This is a genomic window from Allobosea sp. Root483D1 (assembly GCF_001429505.1).
GTDB lineage: Bacteria > Pseudomonadota > Alphaproteobacteria > Rhizobiales > Beijerinckiaceae > Allobosea.
Genome location: NZ_LMJW01000022.1, coordinates 59,297 through 77,179, shown reverse-complemented (window position 1 = coordinate 77,179; position 17,883 = coordinate 59,297). Strand labels below are relative to the sequence as shown.

16 protein-coding genes are annotated in these 17,883 nt (G+C 67.3%); 4 read left to right on the top strand and 12 right to left on the bottom strand.

All coding sequences use genetic code 11. From position 1 onward, the window contains the following. Positions 1-49: 49 nt before the first annotated feature. On the top strand, positions 50-1,336 hold the full coding sequence (locus tag ASE66_RS23190) for an amidase (RefSeq protein ID WP_057192135.1): 1,287 nt from the start codon (positions 50-52) through the stop codon (positions 1,334-1,336). Positions 1,337-1,345: 9 nt separating this feature from the next. Here ASE66_RS23190 and pyrC read toward each other — a convergent pair whose 3' ends face one another. Continuing rightward, positions 1,346-2,440 carry a dihydroorotase gene (pyrC, locus tag ASE66_RS23185; protein ID WP_057192134.1) on the bottom strand — a complete coding sequence of 365 codons (1,095 nt, stop codon included), beginning with the start codon at positions 2,438-2,440 and terminating at the stop codon, positions 1,346-1,348. A gap of 400 nt (positions 2,441-2,840) precedes the next feature. On the opposite strand from pyrC, the gene ASE66_RS23180 reads away from it, so the two are divergent. Then, positions 2,841-3,551: an orotate phosphoribosyltransferase gene (locus ASE66_RS23180; protein WP_057192133.1), complete on the top strand. Its 711-nt coding sequence runs from the start codon at positions 2,841-2,843 to the stop codon at positions 3,549-3,551. Positions 3,552-3,594: 43 nt separating this feature from the next. Here the strand turns inward: ASE66_RS23180 and ASE66_RS23175 are convergent, their stop codons facing one another. The 9 genes from ASE66_RS23175 to ASE66_RS23135 all read right to left on the bottom strand — a co-directional run bounded on the left by ASE66_RS23175 (position 3,595) and on the right by ASE66_RS23135 (position 13,821). Beyond that, entirely contained in the window at positions 3,595-4,383 is a 789-nt protein-coding gene (locus ASE66_RS23175) for an enoyl-CoA hydratase/isomerase family protein (protein ID WP_057192132.1), read from the bottom strand. Between the two features lie 36 nt (positions 4,384-4,419). Continuing rightward, positions 4,420-5,652: a phenylacetate--CoA ligase family protein gene (locus ASE66_RS23170; protein WP_057192131.1), complete on the bottom strand. Its 1,233-nt coding sequence runs from the start codon at positions 5,650-5,652 to the stop codon at positions 4,420-4,422. A 9-nt stretch (positions 5,653-5,661) separates the two neighbouring features. Beyond that, positions 5,662-6,453 carry an ABC transporter ATP-binding protein gene (locus ASE66_RS23165; protein ID WP_057192130.1) on the bottom strand — a complete coding sequence of 264 codons (792 nt, stop codon included), beginning with the start codon at positions 6,451-6,453 and terminating at the stop codon, positions 5,662-5,664. Between the two features lie 52 nt (positions 6,454-6,505). Next, positions 6,506-7,768 (bottom strand): ABC transporter substrate-binding protein, encoded by a 1,263-nt coding sequence (locus tag ASE66_RS23160; protein WP_057192129.1) that lies wholly within the window; start codon positions 7,766-7,768, stop codon positions 6,506-6,508. 37 nt (positions 7,769-7,805) lie between these two features. Then, the gene (locus ASE66_RS23155; protein WP_057192128.1) at positions 7,806-8,879 is read right to left on the bottom strand and encodes a branched-chain amino acid ABC transporter permease; all 1,074 of its coding nucleotides are present in this window, start codon (positions 8,877-8,879) and stop codon (positions 7,806-7,808) included. A gap of 4 nt (positions 8,880-8,883) precedes the next feature. After that, the gene (locus ASE66_RS23150) at positions 8,884-9,771 is read right to left on the bottom strand and encodes a branched-chain amino acid ABC transporter permease (RefSeq protein WP_057192127.1); all 888 of its coding nucleotides are present in this window, start codon (positions 9,769-9,771) and stop codon (positions 8,884-8,886) included. Then, the gene (locus ASE66_RS23145; RefSeq protein WP_057192126.1) at positions 9,771-11,723 is read right to left on the bottom strand and encodes an AMP-dependent synthetase/ligase; all 1,953 of its coding nucleotides are present in this window, start codon (positions 11,721-11,723) and stop codon (positions 9,771-9,773) included. Before ASE66_RS23145 ends, ASE66_RS23150 begins: the two co-directional genes overlap by 1 nt. Beyond that, entirely contained in the window at positions 11,720-12,559 is an 840-nt protein-coding gene (locus tag ASE66_RS23140; protein WP_057192125.1) for an ABC transporter ATP-binding protein, read from the bottom strand. The genes ASE66_RS23145 and ASE66_RS23140 overlap by 4 nt, the downstream gene beginning before the upstream one ends. A gap of 299 nt (positions 12,560-12,858) precedes the next feature. Continuing rightward, positions 12,859-13,821: an NAD(P)H-dependent flavin oxidoreductase gene (locus ASE66_RS23135; protein WP_057192124.1), complete on the bottom strand. Its 963-nt coding sequence runs from the start codon at positions 13,819-13,821 to the stop codon at positions 12,859-12,861. Between the two features lie 193 nt (positions 13,822-14,014). Between ASE66_RS23135 and ASE66_RS32220 the strand changes: the two genes are divergently transcribed. Further along, positions 14,015-14,749: a TetR/AcrR family transcriptional regulator gene (locus ASE66_RS32220; protein ID WP_057192123.1), complete on the top strand. Its 735-nt coding sequence runs from the start codon at positions 14,015-14,017 to the stop codon at positions 14,747-14,749. A 9-nt stretch (positions 14,750-14,758) separates the two neighbouring features. On the opposite strand, the gene ASE66_RS23125 is transcribed toward ASE66_RS32220, so the two are convergent. Next, a complete protein-coding gene (locus ASE66_RS23125; RefSeq protein WP_057192122.1) occupies positions 14,759-15,646 on the bottom strand; it encodes an SDR family oxidoreductase in 888 nt (295 codons plus the stop codon). Further along, positions 15,639-16,850, bottom strand: coding sequence for an acyl-CoA dehydrogenase family protein (locus tag ASE66_RS23120; protein WP_200964639.1), 1,212 nt, complete (start codon positions 16,848-16,850; stop codon positions 15,639-15,641). Before ASE66_RS23120 ends, ASE66_RS23125 begins: the two co-directional genes overlap by 8 nt. A 246-nt stretch (positions 16,851-17,096) precedes the next feature. On the opposite strand from ASE66_RS23120, the gene ASE66_RS23115 reads away from it, so the two are divergent. Then, the gene (locus ASE66_RS23115) at positions 17,097-17,879 is read left to right on the top strand and encodes an enoyl-CoA hydratase-related protein (RefSeq protein ID WP_244495036.1); all 783 of its coding nucleotides are present in this window, start codon (positions 17,097-17,099) and stop codon (positions 17,877-17,879) included. Positions 17,880-17,883: the final 4 nt, after the last annotated feature.

Genomic DNA, 17,883 nt, shown 5'->3' with positions numbered 1-17,883 from the left:
AGGGCCGGCGAGCGCCGTGCGCCGTCCCCTCTCAAGCCAGGTCTGCCCGATGTCCCGCAGCGTCCGCGACAAGCTCGAAGCTACCCTCGCCCGCATCGGTGACGGCGCTCCGGTGTTCACCAGGCTCCTGCTCGACACGGCCCGTGCCGAGGCCGACGCTGCCGACCGCCGGCGCGAGGCCGGGCTGCAACTCAGCCCGATCGACGGCACGATCGTCTCGGTCAAGGACCTGCTCGACGTAAAGGGGGTGACGACCTGGGCCGGTTCCAGCGCGCTGAAGGGCGCTGCTCCGGCGACTCAGGACGCGCCCTCGGTCGCGCGGCTGCGCCGGGCCGGCGCGGTGATCATCGGCAAGACCAACATGACCGAGTTCGCTTTCTCCGGCATCGGCCTCAACGCCACCTTCGGCACGCCGGGCAGCGCCCTTGACAAGGCGCGCATCCCCGGCGGCTCCTCTTCCGGCGCGGCGGTCTCGGTGGCGGAAGGCTCGTCGGAGCTGACCGTCGGCACCGATACTGGTGGCTCCTGCCGCATCCCCGCCGCCTTCAACGGCATCACCGGGATGAAACCGACGCACAACACCGTACCCGCCGAGGGCTGCTTTCCGCTGGCGCCGAGCCTCGATTCGATCGGCCCGCTGGCCAAGGACGTCGCCGGCTGCGCGCGCCTGCTCTCGGTGCTGGCCGACAGGCCTTTCGCGCTTACGGACGGCATCTCCGCCGGCCGGGTCCGACTCGGCGTGGCGGGCGGTGCCTTCCTGGCCGAGGCCGACCCGTCCGTCGCCAAGGCCTATGAGGCGGCGATCGAGCGGGTGACGCGGCTCGGCATCGCGGTCGAGCCGGTCGACTTCGACGCGCTCTACAAGGAGATGTTCGCGATCGGCCCGGTGCCGATCGTCACGGTCGAGGCCGCGGCGGTGCATCGCGAGCTGATGGCCAGCAGGGCCGACGCGTACGATCGGCGCGTCGCGGCGCGCATCGCCATCGGCGTGCCCTGCAAGGCCGCCGACTACATCATCGCCATGGAGAAGCGCCGGGCGCTGGTCGCAAGGCTCGCCGCCCAGCTCGACGGGCTCGACGGCTTCCTCGCGCCGACCGTGCCGATCGAGGCGCCGATGATCGCCGCGATGGAGGCCGACGACGAGGCCTTCTTCACGGCCAACCGCCTGATCCTGCGCAATCCCGCCTTCGGCAACCTGTTCGACCTGTGCTCGATCTCGCTACCGATGCCGCTCGGTGGTGGGCTCTCCGGCGGGATGATGTTGAGCGCGGTGGCAGGGCGGGACCTGCAGTTGCTCAACATTGCGAAACTGATCGAGCCGGCTGCGGCGGGCTGAGCGGGCAGTTCAGCCCTTCACCTCCCCGAGCGCCCAGGGCAATTCCTCGCCGCCGCGGAAGACGACGACGTCCTCCTCGCCGACCGCGACCACGGCTGCGACCCGGCAGGGCCGCTTCTCCAGCGCGATCGTGCCTTCGTTCAGCGGCAGGCCGTAGAAGCGCGCGCCGTTCTCCGAGGCGAAGGCCTCGAAATGGGGAAGCGCGCCCTCCTCGTCGAAGACCTGGGCATAGGTCTGCAAGGCGGTCGCGCCACCGAAGACGCCGGCCGAGCAGCATTCGGCCTGCTTGGCGCCGCGCAGATGCGGGGCGGTGTCGGTGCCGATGAAGAAGTTGCCGTCGCCGGAGGTCACAGCCTTGCGCAAGGCAAGGCGGTGCCGCTCGCGCTTGGCGACCGGCAGGCAATAGAGATGCGGCCGGAGGCCACCCTGGAAGATCGAGGTGCGGTTGATGATCAGGTGGTGCGGCGTGACCGTGCCCGCCGCCCGGCCGGCATGGGCGCGCACCAGGTCGACCGTTTCGGCGGTGGTGACGTGCTCGACCACCACTTTCAGGCCCTGGTGCCGCTTCAGGAGCGGCAGCATCTCCTGCTCCATGAACACCGCCTCGCGGTCGAAGATGTCGACGGCCGGATCGGTCGCCTCGCCATGGACGAGGACCGGCATGCCGATCTTCTCCATCCGCTCCAGCACCGGCGCGAGCTTCAAGATGCTGGTGACGCCGTGATGGGCATTGGTGGTGGCGCCGGCCGGGTAGAGCTTGGCCGCCGCCCAGACGCCCTCGCGGAAGCCGCGCTCGATCTCGTCGGGTTGGGTTGAGTCCGTAAGATAGCAGGTCATCAGCGGAATGAAGTCGCTGCCCTCCGGCCGCGCCGCCAGGATGCGCTCGCGATAGGCGCTCGCGGCATCGATGCTTGTCACCGGCGGCACCAGGTTCGGCATGATGATGCCGCGCTTGAACTGGGCCGCGGTGAAGGGCAGCACCGCCTTGAGCATCGCGCCGTCGCGCAGATGGACGTGCCAATCGTCCGGACGGCGGATCGTCAGCGTCTGCGACGGGGCGGCTGGCTTGGCTTCCGTGCTGCCGAAGAGTTCCGTGACGCTCATGCCCTGCCCCTGTGCTGCCTGCCCGCCTCGCGAATCCAAAGACAGGCGTCACTCTTCATAGCGGCTGCGATCTCCGACGCCATGCCGTCTGCGAATCATCACAACCTCTTTCACAAAAGTTCGGGTCGTCCCGGACGCAGCGAAGCGGAGATCCGGGACCCATTCCGGAGCCTTTCCGATGGAGGTTCCGGAATGGGCCCCGGGTCTCCCTGCGGTCGCCCGGGACGACTCGCGAGGAGGAACAAGGCAAGGCCCCTCGATCTTTCGGGGACAGTGCGCAGCAGGGATTGACCTTAACCGGCAACCTGTCGAGAAGAGGCCGTTTGCGAATTTGATCAGAGCCGCGCCAACGCCTGCAAACGGCGAAGGATGGCGCGCGCTGGCCCTGGAGAACCAGACCATGCCCAATCTTTACATGCCGGTCGACCGGGACACCATCGCGCTCGAAGCGGCCAAGATGCTGCTGGAGATCAAGGCGGTCCACTTCTACAGCGACAAGCCCTTCATCTTCACCTCGGGCTGGGCGAGCCCGGTCTATATCGACTGCCGCAAGATCATCTCCTTCCCGCGTTTGCGCTCCTCGCTGATCGACTTCGCCGCGACGACGATCGTGCGCGATATCGGCTACGAATCGATCGACATCGTCGCCGGTGGCGAGACGGCGGGCATCCCCTTCGCCGCCTGGATCTCCGACCGGCTCTCGCTGCCGATGCAGTATGTCCGCAAGAAGCCCAAGGGCTTCGGCCGCAATGCCCAGATCGAGGGCGAAGTCGTCGAAGGCGCGCGCACCCTGCTGGTCGAGGATCTCGCCACCGACGGCGGCAGCAAGGTCAATTTCTGCAAGGCGCTGCGCGATGCCGGCGCCAAGGTCGATCACTGCTTCGTGCTGTTCTACTACGACATCTTCCCGCAAGGGCGCGAGATGATGAAGGAGATCGGCGTCGGCCTGCACTATCTCACCACCTGGTGGGACGTGCTCAAGGTCGCCAAGGCGAGTGGCCATTTCGAGCCGAAGGTGCTGGACGAGGTCGAGAGCTTCCTCAACGAGCCGGCCAAGTGGTCGGCGGCGCATGGCGGCATCTCGGATTTCAACCAGGCCAAGACCGGCTGAGGACGAAATTCGATCGGGGCGGCGGGCCGATAAGCCCGCCGTTTCAGAACTCCGGCGGCCGCCGCGCGAAGAAGGCGTTGATACCCTCGCTGAAATCCGCGGTGCCGGCATTGGCGACGAAGGCCTTTTTCTCCAGCTCGAGCTGCGCGTCGAACGAGCCATGCGTCGCAGCCTGGACCAGCGTCTTGCTTGCTCCCTGGGCGCCCATGCTGCCGCGGGCGAGCTTCTCCGCCATGGCGCGTGCCGCCTCCATCAGCTCGCCAATTGGCACCACCCGGTTGACCAGGCCGAGCTGGAGCGCAGTATCGGCGCTCACCGCCTCGTTGAGCAGCACGAATTCCAGCGCCCGGCGCGGGCCGAGCAATTGCGTCAGCGTCCAGGTCGTGCCGCCATCGGGGCTGGTTCCGAGCTTAGTATAGGCCGACAGGAAGCTCGCACCCTCGGCAGCCACGACGACATCGCAGGCGAAGGCCAAGCCCACGCCACCACCCGCGACCGGCCCCTGCACCGCCGCGATCACCGGCTGCGGCATCGCCTTGATCAGGCGCATCAGCGTGTGGAAGCGGTCGATCAGCAGCGTCGCGGTCTGAGGCGCGCCAGGCAGATCGGCCTGGAAGCGGGCGAGATCGCCGCCCGCCATGAAGGAGCGCCCTGCCCCGGCGAGGATGACGGCGCGGATCGTTTGATCTGCGGCCAGTCCGGAGAAGGCCGCGACCAAAGCATCGGCCATCGCCTCGTCGAGGACGTTGAGTACCTTGGGACGGTTCATGGTCACGGTGAGGACCGGGCCCTGCCGCTGCGTGATCACCACTTCGCCTGCCGGATCGCTCATCGTCTCGTCCTCATCCCGTCCGTCGCCGCGAAGGCGTTAGCCCAGCGCCCTGACATCATCGATCACCTTGCCGTCGTTCGGCAAAGCGCCCACCGCCACCAGCTCGACCGTGCCGCTCAACTTGAAGATTTCGCGGACGGAGGCCTTCACCGCATCGGCCAGCCCTGCGCCTGCACCCGCGACCTCTGCCTTGAAGGACATCGCATCGGTCTCGCCGGCACGCATCACCACCAGCCGGCAGCGGCCGAGCTCGGCATGGCGGGCAGCGACCGCTGCGACCTGCTCGGGGCGGACGAACATGCCCTTGACCTTGGCCGACTGGTCGGCCCGGCCGAGCCAGCCGCGGATGCGCTGATTGGTACGCCCGCAAGGCGATGGCCCAGGGAGCGTCGCGGTCAAGTCGCCGACGGCGAAGCGGATCAGCGGTTTTTTCGGGTCGAGTATGGTCACCGCGATCTCGCCGACCTCGCCTTCCGCCACCGGCTGGCCGGTGCCGGGGCGCAGTATCTCGACGATGATGTCCTCGTTGAGGACGAGGCCGTCGCGGGCAGGCGTCTCATAGGCGATGATGCCGCATTCGGCTGTGGCGTAGCACTGATAGGCGTCGATGCCGCGCTCGCGGAATTCGGCCTGCAGCGAAGGCGGAAAGGCCGCGCCGGAGACCACCGCCCGCTTCAGTGAGGAGAGGTCGCGCCCGCGCGCCGCGCCGAGGTCAAGCAGGATCTTCAGGAAATCCGGCACGCCGGCATAGAGCGTCGGCCGGTAGGCTTCGATCAAATCGAGCTGCGCGTCGCTATTCCCCGGCCCGGCCGGGATTACCGCACTGCCGAGCACGCGCGCGCCGGCATCGAAGCACCAGGCGCCGGGCGTCAGGTGATAGGAGAAGGTGTTGAGCACGATGTCACGCCAGCTCGCGCCGGTCGCGGCGAGCGCGCGGGCGACCCGCCAGGGATCGTCGTCACGGCTCTCGGGTTCGAAGATCGGCCCCGGCGACATCATCAATCGGCGATAATCGCTGGGCCGGCCCGGCAGCAGCCCACCAAAGGGCGGTTTCAGGCGCTGCTTCGCCGGCAGATCCGACTTGCGCAGCACCGGCAGGCGGGCGAGCGCCGCCCGGTCGGTGACGGTCTCGGATTCGACATCGCGCAGATGCCGGCGCCAGGCTGGCAGGGCTTTCGCCGCAGCGATCACCTGCGGCAGCCGCCTGAACAGATCGGCCTCGCGGCGTGCGGGGGCGCGCGTTTCCAGCCGGTCGTAATGCTTGGCCATCGCAGTCTCTCAGGCGAGCCAGCGCTTGCGGCGCCGGTAGTGCTTGACCGCGTGATAGTCGACCTTCTGGTGGCCGCCGAGATAGGCGTCGGCGACGTCCGGGTTGGCGCTCAGCACCGCGGCCTCGCCGCTCATCAGGATGCGGCCGTTCTCGATCAGATAGCCGTATTGGGCGATCTCGAGCGCCGCGGTGGCGTTCTGCTCGACCAGCAGCACGGCGACGCCGTCGCGCTCGTTGACGTTGCGGATGATGTCGAAAATCTCGTCGACGAGGAAAGGCGCGAGGCCCAGACTCGGCTCGTCGAGCATCAGGAGGCGCGGCTCGGTCATCAGGGCGCGCGCGATCGCCAGCATCTGCTGCTCGCCGCCGGAGAGATAGCCGGCCTCGGCCTTGGCCCGCTGGGCGAGGCGCGGGAAGGTCTCGAACATCCGGTCGATCAGCGCCGTGACATGGCCGCGTTCACGATGCATGGTCGCGGCCGCGATCAGGTTCTCCTTCGGCGTCAGATGGCCGAAGACGCGCCGGCCTTCGAGCACATGGACGATGCCGAGGCGGACGCGATCGGGCGGGTCTACCGGCAGGATGGAGCGGCCCTCGAAGCTGATCTCGCCGCGCGTGACTGCGCCGCGCTCGGGCTTGAGCAGGCCCGAGATCGACTTCAGCACCGTGCTCTTGCCGGCGCCGTTGGCGCCGAGCACGGCGACGAGCCCCTTCTCGGGCACCTCGATCGAGACGCCGCGCACCGCGAGGAAGACCTGATCGTAGACGATCTCGATATTGTTCAGCGCCAGCAGCGTCATCGGCCCGATCCGAAAAGGGGCGGCACGGAGGGGCCGCGCCGCCCTGACCCCATCATTTCCCGGACTTCTTGAACTCTTCCGAGTTCTTGCGGATCTCCTCCCAGACCACGTCCTGGTTGGCGGAGAACCAGTCGGTGATCGGCACGAACTTGGCGCCGTCCCAGCGCGCGATCCGGCCCATGCCGCCGCCCTGGTGGTCGTCCTTGGTGATCGTGGTCGGCGGCAGCAGGCCGTCGGCGGTGAAGTTCGTGATCGAGCGCAGGCCCTCGTTGAGCCATGGGCCGGTGACCGGACCGTTCGGCGCCTTCTCGGCCGCCTTGCGGACGCCCTCGACCATCAGCGTCGCCATCTGGACACCGTAATTGTAGTAGGCGGTGCCGACCTTGTTCTCCGGACCGGCGCCTTTGCCCTTGCCGACGACGTCGGCGAGGATGTCCTTGATGACCTTGGGCTCGCGTCCGCCGACGCAGGGCTCGACCTTCATCACGCCCTTGGCCGCCTCGCGCCCGACCACGTCCATGTCGGATTCCGAGAGCCAGACGCTGCCCGAGACCCGGTCCATCGGCAGGCCGTTGCGGATCGCCTCGGTCAGCGCCACGGTCTGGCCGACGCCGGCGCCCCAGAAGATCACGAAATCGGGCCGCGCGCGGCGCACCTGCGGCCAGATCGCCGACTGGTCGTTGCCCGGCGGCGTATAGGGGAAGGCGGTGAGCTCATAGCCTTCCTTCTTGGCGAGCACGTTGAGGATTGGCAGCGGCTCCTTGCCGAAGGGCGTGTCGATATGGACGAAGACGATCTTCTTGCCCTTGAGACTGCCCTTCTCGACCTTCTTGAACTGCTCGATGATCAGGCCGGCCTGGGTCCAGTAGTTGATCGAGAGCGGCAGCACATAGGGGAAGGCGCTGCCGTCCGCCGCGTCGCTGCGGCCGGAATAGGCGGTGATCATGTTGATCTTGTCTTCGAGCGCGCGCGGCACCAGGGCCCGCGCCACCGGCGTCGAGAGCGGGTCTATCAGTACGGCGCCTTCGCGCTTGCCACGCTCATAGGCCTCGATGGCGCGCGGCAGGTCGTTGGCGTGGTCGGTGATGTCGGCGACGATCTTGTAGCCGCCGATGCCGCCGCGATCATTGACCAGCGTGAAGTAGTCGCGCTGCCCCTGGTTATATTCCGAGGTGACGAAGGTGTAGATTCGGGTGAAGTCCTGCGGCAGCGTGAAGCGGACGATCTTCTCCTGGGCGAAGACCTGAACCGGCAGGGCGAGCGGCGCGGCCAGCGCAGCCGAACCGGCGATGAAAGAACGGCGATCGAGCGACATCCTGTTTCCTCCAGCCCTGTCGTTGATTGAGGCACCGTCACCGCTGGGCATGGCGGAACGGCCAGACGAGCAAATAGTTGCGGAAATTGGCGTAGATCTTGGCGAGGCCGAGCGGCTCGTAGAGCAGGAAGCCGATCACCAGCGCGCCATAAGCCATCAGCGGCAGATGGGCGCGCAGGTCGATCGGCAGCGACAGGCCGAACGTGCCGGCCGTGAAGCCGAGCAGGTTATTGAGCAGGATCGGCGCAAACAGGATCAGCGCCGTGCCGAAGAACGGCCCGAGCACGCTGCCGAGCCCGCCGACGATGATCATCGCCAGGATCTGGATCGAGAGCTCGATGTGGAACTGGTCGGGCGAGATCGCCCGAAGATAGGTCACCGCCAGCACCGAGCCGACAACGCCGCCGATGAAGGACGAGACCCAGAAGGCGAGGAGCTTGTAGCGGAAGGTCGAGATGCCGAGGATCTGCGCGGCGTAGTCCTTCTCGCGCAGCGCCGCCAGTGCCCGGCCGAAGCTGGTCCGTCTGACGTTCAGCATGAACAGCGTGATGACGAAGCAGACGCCGAGCGCGAGATAATAGGTCGGCATTTCACCCTGCATCGGGATGCCGAGGAAGCGTACCGGCGGCACCTGCAGCGTCGCGAGCGAGCCGCCGCTGATCACCGACGAGTGCGAGATGACGAAGTCGACGACGTACTGCATGGCGAGCGTCGCCATGGCCAGATAGATGCCCTTCATGCGCAGGGCGGCGCCGCCAAACATCGTGCCGATGGTCGCACTGAGCAAGCCGCCGGCGATCATCGCGATCTCGAGCGGTACGCCGAGACGCACCAGATGCACCGAGCCATAGGCGCCGATGCCCATCACCGCGCCGTAGCCGAGATGGATCTGGCCGGACCAGCCCATCAGCAGGTTGAGGCCGAGCGCCGCCGAGGTCCAGATCAGCCAGGGCAGCAGGTAGCCGGAGACGTAGAGCCGGTCGAAGATGAACGGCGCCGCGAGCAGGATGGCGAGGACCGCAATGATCAGGCCACGATCGAAGCCGAGCGGGAACAGCTGGCGCTCGTCCTGATAGCGCGTGTGGCGGATGCCGGCGCGACGATAGAACACGGCGTCAGACCCTCTCGATATGGTGGCGGCCGAACAGGCCGTGCGGCTTGAGCAGGAGCGTCACCAGGATGATCACGGCGGCAACCACGTCGCGCGAGCCGCCGCCGACCAGCGGATCGAGCACGCCGGTGGCGAGGCTCTCGGCCACGCCGACGATGACACCGGCGATCAGCACGCCCGGGATCGAGTCGAGGCCGCCTAGGATCGCGATGGCGAGCGCCTTGATCAGCAGGAGCGAGAGCGACCAGTCGACGCCCTGCGTGCTGCCCCAGAGCACGCCGGCGGCGGTGGCGGAGACGGCGGCAAGCCCCCAGGCGACGGCGATCGCGCGCTCGACCCTGATGCCGACCGACCAGGAGGCGGTCTGGTCATCGGCGACAGCGCGCATCACCACGCCGAAGCGCGAATTGAAGAAGAACAGCGAGAGCAGGATCAGCAGCAGCGAGATCGAGCCGCCGATCATCGTGGAGCGGTTGAGCAGGAGCTCGCCAACGAAGAGCGGCTGCTGCGGCATGCCGATGTCGAGGCGCTTGACCGCGGCGCCGAAGACGCCGGGAAGAACGCCGCGCAGCATGATCTCGACGCCGAGCGTCAGCATGATCGTCATGATCACCGGCTGGCCGATCATCCGGCGCAGCGCGATGCGCTCCATCAGCAGGCCGAAGCCGAACATGATGACGAGCGCAGCCGGGATCGCCAGCCAGATCGGCAGCCCGACCAGCGTGGCGAGCGCCCAGGTGACGTAGCCGCCGGTCATGGCGATCGCGCCCTGGGCGAGATTGGCGGTGCCGGAGGTCTTGTAGATCAGCACGATGCCGAGCGAGACCAGCGCGTACATCAGGCCGACGAAGACGCCGTTGGTCGAGAGTTCCGCGAGCAGGATCCAGTCCATCAGGCGACGACCTCACTGATCTTGAGCGTCCGCCGGATCATGCCGTGCTCGCCGTTTTCATAGGTGATGATGGCCTCGAACACGCTCTCATCGAGCCCGCCATAGAGCGCAGCGATCAGCGAGGCGTAGGTCGTCTCGATGGTGTTGCGGCGCAGCTTGCGGGTGCGGGTGATTTCGCCGTCGTCGGCGTCGAAGTCCTTGTGCAGGTTGACGAAGCGACGGATGCGCAGGCCGTCCGGCTGCGTGCCGTTGACGTGCCTGACCACCCGGCCGATCAGCCCCTGCACCTCGGCTCCTTGCGAAAGCTCGGCATAGGAGGTGTAGGAAATGCCGCGCTCCTCGGCCCAATGGCCGACCGCGTCGAAGTCGATGCAGATGATCGCGGTGAGCTGGTCGCGCCCGGCGCCGATCACCGCGACATTGCGGATATAGGGGCTGAACTTCAGCCGGTTCTCGATGAAGTTAGGGATGTAGCGCTCGCCGGAGGCGGTGCGCACGACTTCGCTGACGCGGCCAAGCACGACGAGCTGGCCGTCCTCGTCGATCCGCCCGGCATCGCCGGTGTGCAGCCAGCCATCGACCAGCGCCTTGGCGCTGCTCTCTGGGTCGTCATAGTAGCCGTCAACGACCGAGGACGAGCGCACCAGGATCTCGCCACTCTCGTCGATCCTGATCTCGCTGCCTTCCATCGGCCGGCCGACCGTGTGGAGCTTGACCTGCCCCTCGGTCTGCGCCGCCGTCAGCGCGCAGGTCTCGGTCTGGCCGTAGAACTGTTTCAGCTTGATGCCGAGCGCCCGGAAGAACAGGAAGGTGTCCTCGCCCAGCGCCTCGCCGCCGGTGAAGGCCCGCTCGGCCCGGCCGAGCCCGAGATGGTCGCGCAGCGGCGCATAGACCAGAGCGTTGCCGACCGCGTCGAGCAGCTTCTCCTTGAGTGTCAGCGTGCCGCCGGACAGGCGCTTGCGCTCATAGGCGACCGCGCGCTCCATGGTCGTCTCGAACAGCCAGCGCTTGAACGGCGTCGAGTTCTTCATGCCGACCTGGACGCGGGTCAGCATCTGGTCCCAGGCGCGCGGTGCTGCGAGATAGAAGGTCGGCGAGACCTCGCGCAGGTCGCGCATCACCGTCTCCTGGCGCTCGGGGATGTTGATCGTCGCCGCCATCATCATGCCGGCGCCCAAGGTGAAGACGAAGTCGCCGACCCAGGCGGTGGGCAGATAGGCGTAGAGTTCCTCGTGCTTATGGAAATAGCCGCTCGCCCCGGCATTGAGCAGTCCGCCGGTGACGTTGCGATGGCGCAGCGGGATGCCCTTGGGCAGGCCGGTAGTGCCCGACGAGTGCAGCAGCACCGAGATATCGTCGGCCTGCGGTTCGTCGACGAAGCGCCGGATCAGGCCGGGCTCGCGTGCCAGCCGTTCGCGGCCCTTCGCCACCAGCGCATCGAGCGACATCAACCCGGGCGCATCGTAGCCGTCGAGCCCACGCGCGTCGTCATAGAGAATGGTCGCGACGCGCCCGGTCGCGGCCCTGAGCCCCAGCAGCTTGTCGACCTGCTCCTGGTCCTCGGCGACGCCGACAGGCGGTGCGCCATGCAGGGTCGCGACGATCAATTCTTCCAGCGGCACGTCAGGGAAGACCGGCGAGGGGAAGGCGCGCAGCATGTTGGCGGCGAGCATGGCGTAGTAGAGCCGCGGGCGATTGTCGCCGATCACGGTCATCGCGGCGCCTGCGACCAGGCCGGCCTCTTCGAGGCCCGCCGCCATGGCGGCGATCTCCTCGAAGACCTCGCGCCAGTTCTGCTCCTGCCAGATGCCGTAGCGCCGCTCGCGGAAGGCGACGCGATCGCCGAACTCGGCAGCGTTGCGAGCAAGCGCCGCGATCAGCGTCGCCGGCTCGCCATTGGCGGCGACAGGCCAGCGGCTTGCCTCCTTGATCTTGCCGAGCGGCGCCGTCATGTCGCGGCCCCGGCCTGATGGCGCTTGGCGGCGCGCTCGCCGAGATAGGCACTGACCACGCTCGGATGCGAGATCGCCGCCTGCGGCTCGCCCTCCGAGATCACCTCGCCATAGCTCAGCACGACGACGCGGTCGCAGATCGAGGTGACCACATCCATGTGGTGCTCGATGATCAGGATGGTGACGCCGCGCGCCTCCTGCGCGTCGAGGATGAAGCGGGCGATGTATTCCTTCTCCTCCTGGTTCATGCCGGCCATCGGCTCGTCCAGGATCAGCAGGCGCGGCTCCGCAACGAGGGCGCGGGCCAGCTCGACCCGTTTCTGCAGGCCGAGCGGGATGACCTCGACCGGCTCGTCGCGGATATCCTGGAGCTGCATGAACTCGATGGTCTCTTCGACGATGCGCCGGTGCGCCAGCTCCTCGCGCTCAGCCCACCACCAATAGAACAAGGCCCCGAGCGCGCTCGGCTTCATGTGGGTGTGCCGGCCGATCAGGATGTTGTCGAGAACGCTCATGCCCTTGAACAGAGCGAGGTTCTGGAAGGTGCGGGCGACGCCGCGGGCGGCGATGCGATGCGGCTTTTGCGCCGTGATGTCCTCGCCGAACAGGGTCACCTTGCCGGCATTGGGCGGGTAGAAGCCGGTGATCACGTTGACCATGGTGGTCTTGCCGGAGCCGTTCGGACCGACGAGGCCGAGAATCTCGCCCTTGCGGACGTCGAGAGAGACGCCCTTCAGCGCACGCAGGCCGCCGAAGCTGCGCTCGATCCCGGTACAGGAGAGCGCGACGGGCGCGTCGGCCACGCTCGCGACGGAACGGTATTGAGCGTCATTCATCCGAAGCGCCCGCCATCCGGACGCTGCGGCCGGCGATCGCTGCCACAGCATTGACGGGTACCCGGCGCACGTGCGGCGCCGCCGGATGAACGGCGTCTTCTCCCACGATGTCCTCCCCGGCTGCGCTGGTTTGTTGTCTGTCTAAGCGTCAGCTCGATGCAGCTAATGAATACAATTCATCTTGTGCTGTCAACTCTTCAGAGCCCCTGCTTCAGCGCCATTGGCAGCTGTGATTTTTTGCACCGGCCGACCTGGCGACGCGCCATCGCGCACCCAGGCTAGCGACCAATGAACCGGGCTCAGCCGACCGCCTCGACAGCAGCCCGGCATGACAGGCGCGACGCGCCGGCCAGAGCCGTCTCATATTCATCGGCCAGCCGCCGACAGAGTTCGGCAGTCGCAGGCAAGTCATCGATCGCGCCAACGCCTTGCCCCGCCGCCCAGATGTCGCGCCAGGCCTTGGCCTCGGCCGTGCCGAAATCATAGCTCGCCGGCTTGCTGAGGTCGTCGGGATCGCGTCCCGCCGCCAGGATGCTGGGTCTGAGGAAATTGCCGTGCACGCCGCTGATCGCCGGGGTGTAGACGATGTCGTTGGCGGACGCGTCGAGCAGCATGGCGCGTAGTGCTTCGGGCGCCATGCTTTCCCGCGTCGCCATGAAACGGGTGCCGAGATAGGCCATGTCGGCGCCTGCCATCATCGCTGCCGCGACCTGCGCGCCATTGCTCAACGCTCCGCCGAGCACGAGCGCGCCATCGAAGATGCGACGGATATCGGCCAGCGCAGCAAAGGGGTTGAGCGGGCCGGCATGGCCGCCGGCTCCGGCCGAGACGGCGATCAGCCCGTCGACACCGGCGTCGGCCGCCTTGGCCGCGAAGGCAAGCGTCGTCACGTCGTGGAAGACGAGACCGCCATAGCTCTGCACCGCCTTGATCAGATCGCGGTTGAGGCCGAGCGAGGTGATGACCAGCGGCACCTTGCGGTCGATGACGACGGCTAAATCGGCATCCAGCCGCGGATTGCTGCGATGAACCACAAGATTGACGCCGAACGGCGCGACATCGCCCGCATCGCCGAGCCGCCCGGCGATCTCGTCGAGCCAGTCAGCAAATCCTTCCGTCGTGCGCTGATTGAGCGCCGGAAAGCTGCCGACGACGCCGTTGCGGCAGCAGGAAACGACGAGATCCGGCCCCGAGATCAGGAACATCGGCGCGGCGATGACGGGGACGCGCAGGCGTCCGGCGAAAGCGGCAGGCAACGGCAAGGACCCCTCCCCTAAAGAACGCGCTCGACTCCGCACGAGCGGCCATCCCGCAAAGCGCCGCTTGCGGCCACGCTCTTGCGCGGAATGCGACGATGATGAATGGTATTTATTAGCGCCGCTGTCCCGTCCGGACGTAGCTGCCGCCGGAAAGCGACCGCAGCGCTCCCGCGCTGTGCCTCAGCAAGGATCATCGATGCCACCACGCAGCGCCCTGAAGCGACAGGTCAACCGGCTTCCGCCCGAGCGGCGCATCTCCGACATCATGGCCGCGGCCAAGCAGGTGTTCGTCGAGAAGGGCTACAACGACGCACTGATCACCGACATCGCGCTGCGCGCCGGCGTGGTCGAGGGCAGCATCTACCGGTTCTTCGCCAACAAGCGCGAATTGCTGGTCAAGGTCGTCGAGCACTGGTTCGAGGAGATGCTGCGCGACGATGCCGAGCAGTTCGCCGCAGTGCGCGGCAGCTGGAACCAGATCCGCTTCATCGTCTACACCCACCTCACCTCGATCCATCGCGACCCGGCGCTGTCGCGCCTGATGTTCCAGGAGATCCGGCCGGCGCCGGACTATCGCGGCTCGCATCTGTTCGAGCTGAACCGCGCCTACACCCATCGCCTGGTCGACGTGGTGAAGGCGGGCATCGCCGCGGGGGAACTGCGGCCCGAGAGCTCGCCGAACCTGGTGCGCGACCTGGTCTTCGGCTGCATCGAGCATCGCACCTGGGCCTTCTTGCGCGGCGAAGGCGACTTCGACCCGGCCGAGATGGCGGACGCGATCACCAATCTGGTCCATCACGGCCTGGCGCTCGGCAGTGAGCCGGCCTCGCCGATGGAAAGCGTGGTCGCCCGGCTGGAAACCGCGACGGCGCGGCTTGAGGCGGCGGCCGGGATCGCTCCAGCGAAGTCCTCTTCCAGCCGGCCACGCTGAGATCATCGCCTACTCGCCACCGCGACTACCGGGGCCATCGAAGAATTCGGGGCGCGGGATCGTCCAGGTCTCGCCCCAGAGCTGTCCGCCGCCGGCGACGTTGAGCACCTCGCCGGTGACATAGGCCGCCGCCGGTCCGCAGAGATAGGCGCAGGCCTCCGCCACCTCCCAGGTCGTCGCCGTGCGCATCATCGGGTTGGAGCGCGGATAGGCCTTGACCACCTGCGGATCGTAGACGCGCCAGCCCGGCGTCTCGATCGCGCCCGGCGCGATGCAGTTCACCCTGATGTCGAGCGGCGCCCATTCCACCGCCAGCGCCTGGGTCAGGCCGACCACACCGGCGCGCGCAGCAATCGTATGCGCGACGCCGTGCAGCCCCTGACGCGTCACCACCACGATCGAGACGATGCTGCCCGGCCGCTTGGCATCGCGCCAGCGTCGCGCGGCCTCCTGCATCATGTACCAGGTGCCGTTGAGATTGGTGTCGACGACGGCGTTCCAGCCCTTCACCGAAAAGTCGATCGCGGCCTGCGGGAACTGGCCGCCGGCGCTGTTGACCAGGATGTCGATGCCGCCGAACTCCGCCGCGATCCAGTCGTGCAGCGCCGTGATCGTTGTCGGGTCGCGGACGTTCACTGTCTTCGCGGCCACCTTCAGCCCGGCGGCGCGCATCGCCTCGGCTGCCGCCTCCAGCTTGCCCTCGTCGCGCCCGGCGATGATCACCTGCGCGCCAAGCCGGCCGAGCAGCCAGGCGGTGGCACGGCCGATGCCGCCGGCACCGCCGGAGATCAGAATGGTCCGCCCGGCGAAGGCGTCGGCCGCATAGACCGTCGGCAGCCGGGCGAGATCGGCATCCTCCAGCCCGAGCTCGCGGGGTTCGGCGGCCTCCTCAGCCATGACGCTCCATCCCCTTCAGCAATTCGCCGGCGATGATCATCTTGCGGACTTCGGTGGTGCCGGCGCCGATCTCGAGCAGCTTGGTGCTGCGGAAGAGCCGGTTGATCTCCGATTCCCAGATATAGCCGGCGCCGCCATGGACCTGCACGGCCTTGTCGAGGACATCGTGGCAGGCCTGCGCCGCATACATCACCGAGGCCGCGGTCAGGCGGTGGATGTCGCCGCGCCCGCCGCCGCCGACTTCGAGCGGGGCCGCCTCGGCGAGCGTGCGATAGCTGAAGCTGCGCATGGTCTCGACCAGCACATACATCTCGGCCAGCATCGACTGGACCATCTGGAACGAGCCGATCGGCTTGCCGAATTGCTTGCGCGTCTTGGCGTAGTCGATCGAGAGCTCGAGCGCCCGCTCGGAAATGCCGAGGCAGAGCGGCGAGATCATCGCGCGCTCGAGATCGAGCCCGCTCATCACGATGGCGACGCCCTGATTCTCGGCGCCGACGAGATTGGCGGCCGGGACGCGGCAATCCTCGAACAGCAGCTCGCCGGTCTGGCTGCCGCGATAGCCCATCTTGGTCAGCTTCTGCGCCACCTTGAAGCCGGGGAAATCCTTCTCGACGATGAAGGCGGAGATGCCGTGGGCGCCGCGCTCCTTGTCGGTCTTGGCGTAGACCAAGAGCACGTCGGCGACCGGGCCGTTGGTGATGAAGATCTTGCTGCCGTTGAGGACGTAGTGGTCGCCCTCGCGGCGCGCCGTGGTCCGCATCGAGCCGAGCGCGTCGGAACCCGCCCCCGGCTCGGTCAGGCCGAGTGCGCCGAGCGTTTTCCCCGAGCAGAGATCGGGCAGATACCTGCGCCGCTGCTCCTCATTGCCGTTGCGGTAGATGTTGTTGGCGCAGAGGTTGTCATGGGCGACGACCGACAGCGCCATCGCATGGTTCCAGCGGCTGAAGCCCTGAAGCACCAGCCCGGCCTGAAGCAGGTCGAGCCCCGCCCCGCCATATTGCTCGGGGATGGTCGCGCCGAGGAAGCCGCTGGCGCCGATATGGCGGAAGGCCTCGTCCGGCCACCACTCCTCATCGTCCATGCGCTGCGACAGCGGATAGAGCTCGGCGCGGGCATAGCGGTCGGCACCGTCGAGGATCGCGTTCTGCTCCTCGTCGAGCCCGAAGGCGTGGGCGCGATTGCTACCGTTCACGGCATTCACGTCTAGTTCCTCCCTCGCCCCACGCAGCGTGCAGGCAGCGAGCCATTCGGCTCGATTGATCTTATTGAGCGTATTTCATCAGCGGCGGCAACGACTGTCAACGTGAGCCTATGCGGCAAAATCGAACAATCCATTTGCGTGCTATCCGGCACCTTCTCACCGCTTCACACCTATTGACACAGCAAATGAATTGAAATCATTTACTGCACAAAGGCTCCCTCAGCGAGCCGCGCAGGGATGGAATCCGTGAGCGAAGAGGTCATCACCCGACGCGAGGGCGCGGCGCTGGTCGTCACGATCAATCGCGAGAACCGCCGCAACGCCCTGAACGAGGCGGTTGCCGCGGGAATCGTGGCCGCGCTCGATGCGGCCGAAGCCGTCCCTGAGGTTCGCGCCATCATCCTGACCGGAGCCGGCGACAAGGCCTTCTGCGCCGGCGGCGACCTCAAGCCGAATGCGGACGGAACGCCTTTCACCATCGAGGCTGCCGATCCCCGCCATTACGTCGCCGGCCTGCTGCGCCGGATGGATGCCTGCCGGCTGCCGCTGGTGGCGCGGGTCAACGGCCATGCGCTCGCCGGCGGCTTTGGCCTGATCTGCGCCTGCGATCTGGTGGTGGCGCGCGACGACGCCCTGCTTGGCGTCACCGAGGTCAAGGTCGGGCTCTTCCCGATGATGATCCTGCCCTATCTGATGCGGGTCCTGCCCTATCGCCGACTGATGGAACTCTGCCTCACCGGCGAGACCATCAAGGCGGGCGATCCGGAAGCTGGCGCGATCGTCAACTACGCCGTGCCGGCTGATGAGCTCGACGCCAAGACGGCATGGCTGGTCGGCCGCCTCGTCGACAAATCGCCGACCGGCATTCGCCTGGGCAAGCAGAGCCTCGCCAAGATCCGCGAGATGTCGACCGATACGGCGCTCGAATACGCCCAGTTCATGCTGGCGAACATGGCCCGAACCGAAGACGCGCGCGAGGGCTTCGCCGCCTTCGCCGAGAAGCGTCCGCCGGCCTGGACCGGGCGGTGAACGC

Excerpts from the sequence above, each read along its gene's own strand:
- ASE66_RS23190 (WP_057192135.1), top strand. The coding sequence starts at position 50 with ATGTCCCGCAGCGTCCGCGACAAGCTCGAAGCTACCCTCGCCCGCATC.
- pyrC (WP_057192134.1), bottom strand. The coding sequence starts at position 2,440 with ATGAGCGTCACGGAACTCTTCGGCAGCACGGAAGCCAAGCCAGCCGCC.
- ASE66_RS23180 (WP_057192133.1), top strand. The coding sequence starts at position 2,841 with ATGCCCAATCTTTACATGCCGGTCGACCGGGACACCATCGCGCTCGAA.
- ASE66_RS23175 (WP_057192132.1), bottom strand. The coding sequence starts at position 4,383 with ATGAGCGATCCGGCAGGCGAAGTGGTGATCACGCAGCGGCAGGGCCCG.
- ASE66_RS23170 (WP_057192131.1), bottom strand. The coding sequence starts at position 5,652 with ATGGCCAAGCATTACGACCGGCTGGAAACGCGCGCCCCCGCACGCCGC.
- ASE66_RS23165 (WP_057192130.1), bottom strand. The coding sequence starts at position 6,453 with ATGACGCTGCTGGCGCTGAACAATATCGAGATCGTCTACGATCAGGTC.
- ASE66_RS23160 (WP_057192129.1), bottom strand. The coding sequence starts at position 7,768 with ATGTCGCTCGATCGCCGTTCTTTCATCGCCGGTTCGGCTGCGCTGGCC.
- ASE66_RS23150 (WP_057192127.1), bottom strand. The coding sequence starts at position 9,771 with ATGGACTGGATCCTGCTCGCGGAACTCTCGACCAACGGCGTCTTCGTC.
- ASE66_RS23145 (WP_057192126.1), bottom strand. The coding sequence starts at position 11,723 with ATGACGGCGCCGCTCGGCAAGATCAAGGAGGCAAGCCGCTGGCCTGTC.
- ASE66_RS23140 (WP_057192125.1), bottom strand. The coding sequence starts at position 12,559 with ATGAATGACGCTCAATACCGTTCCGTCGCGAGCGTGGCCGACGCGCCC.
- ASE66_RS32220 (WP_057192123.1), top strand. The coding sequence starts at position 14,015 with ATGCCACCACGCAGCGCCCTGAAGCGACAGGTCAACCGGCTTCCGCCC.
- ASE66_RS23125 (WP_057192122.1), bottom strand. The coding sequence starts at position 15,646 with ATGGCTGAGGAGGCCGCCGAACCCCGCGAGCTCGGGCTGGAGGATGCC.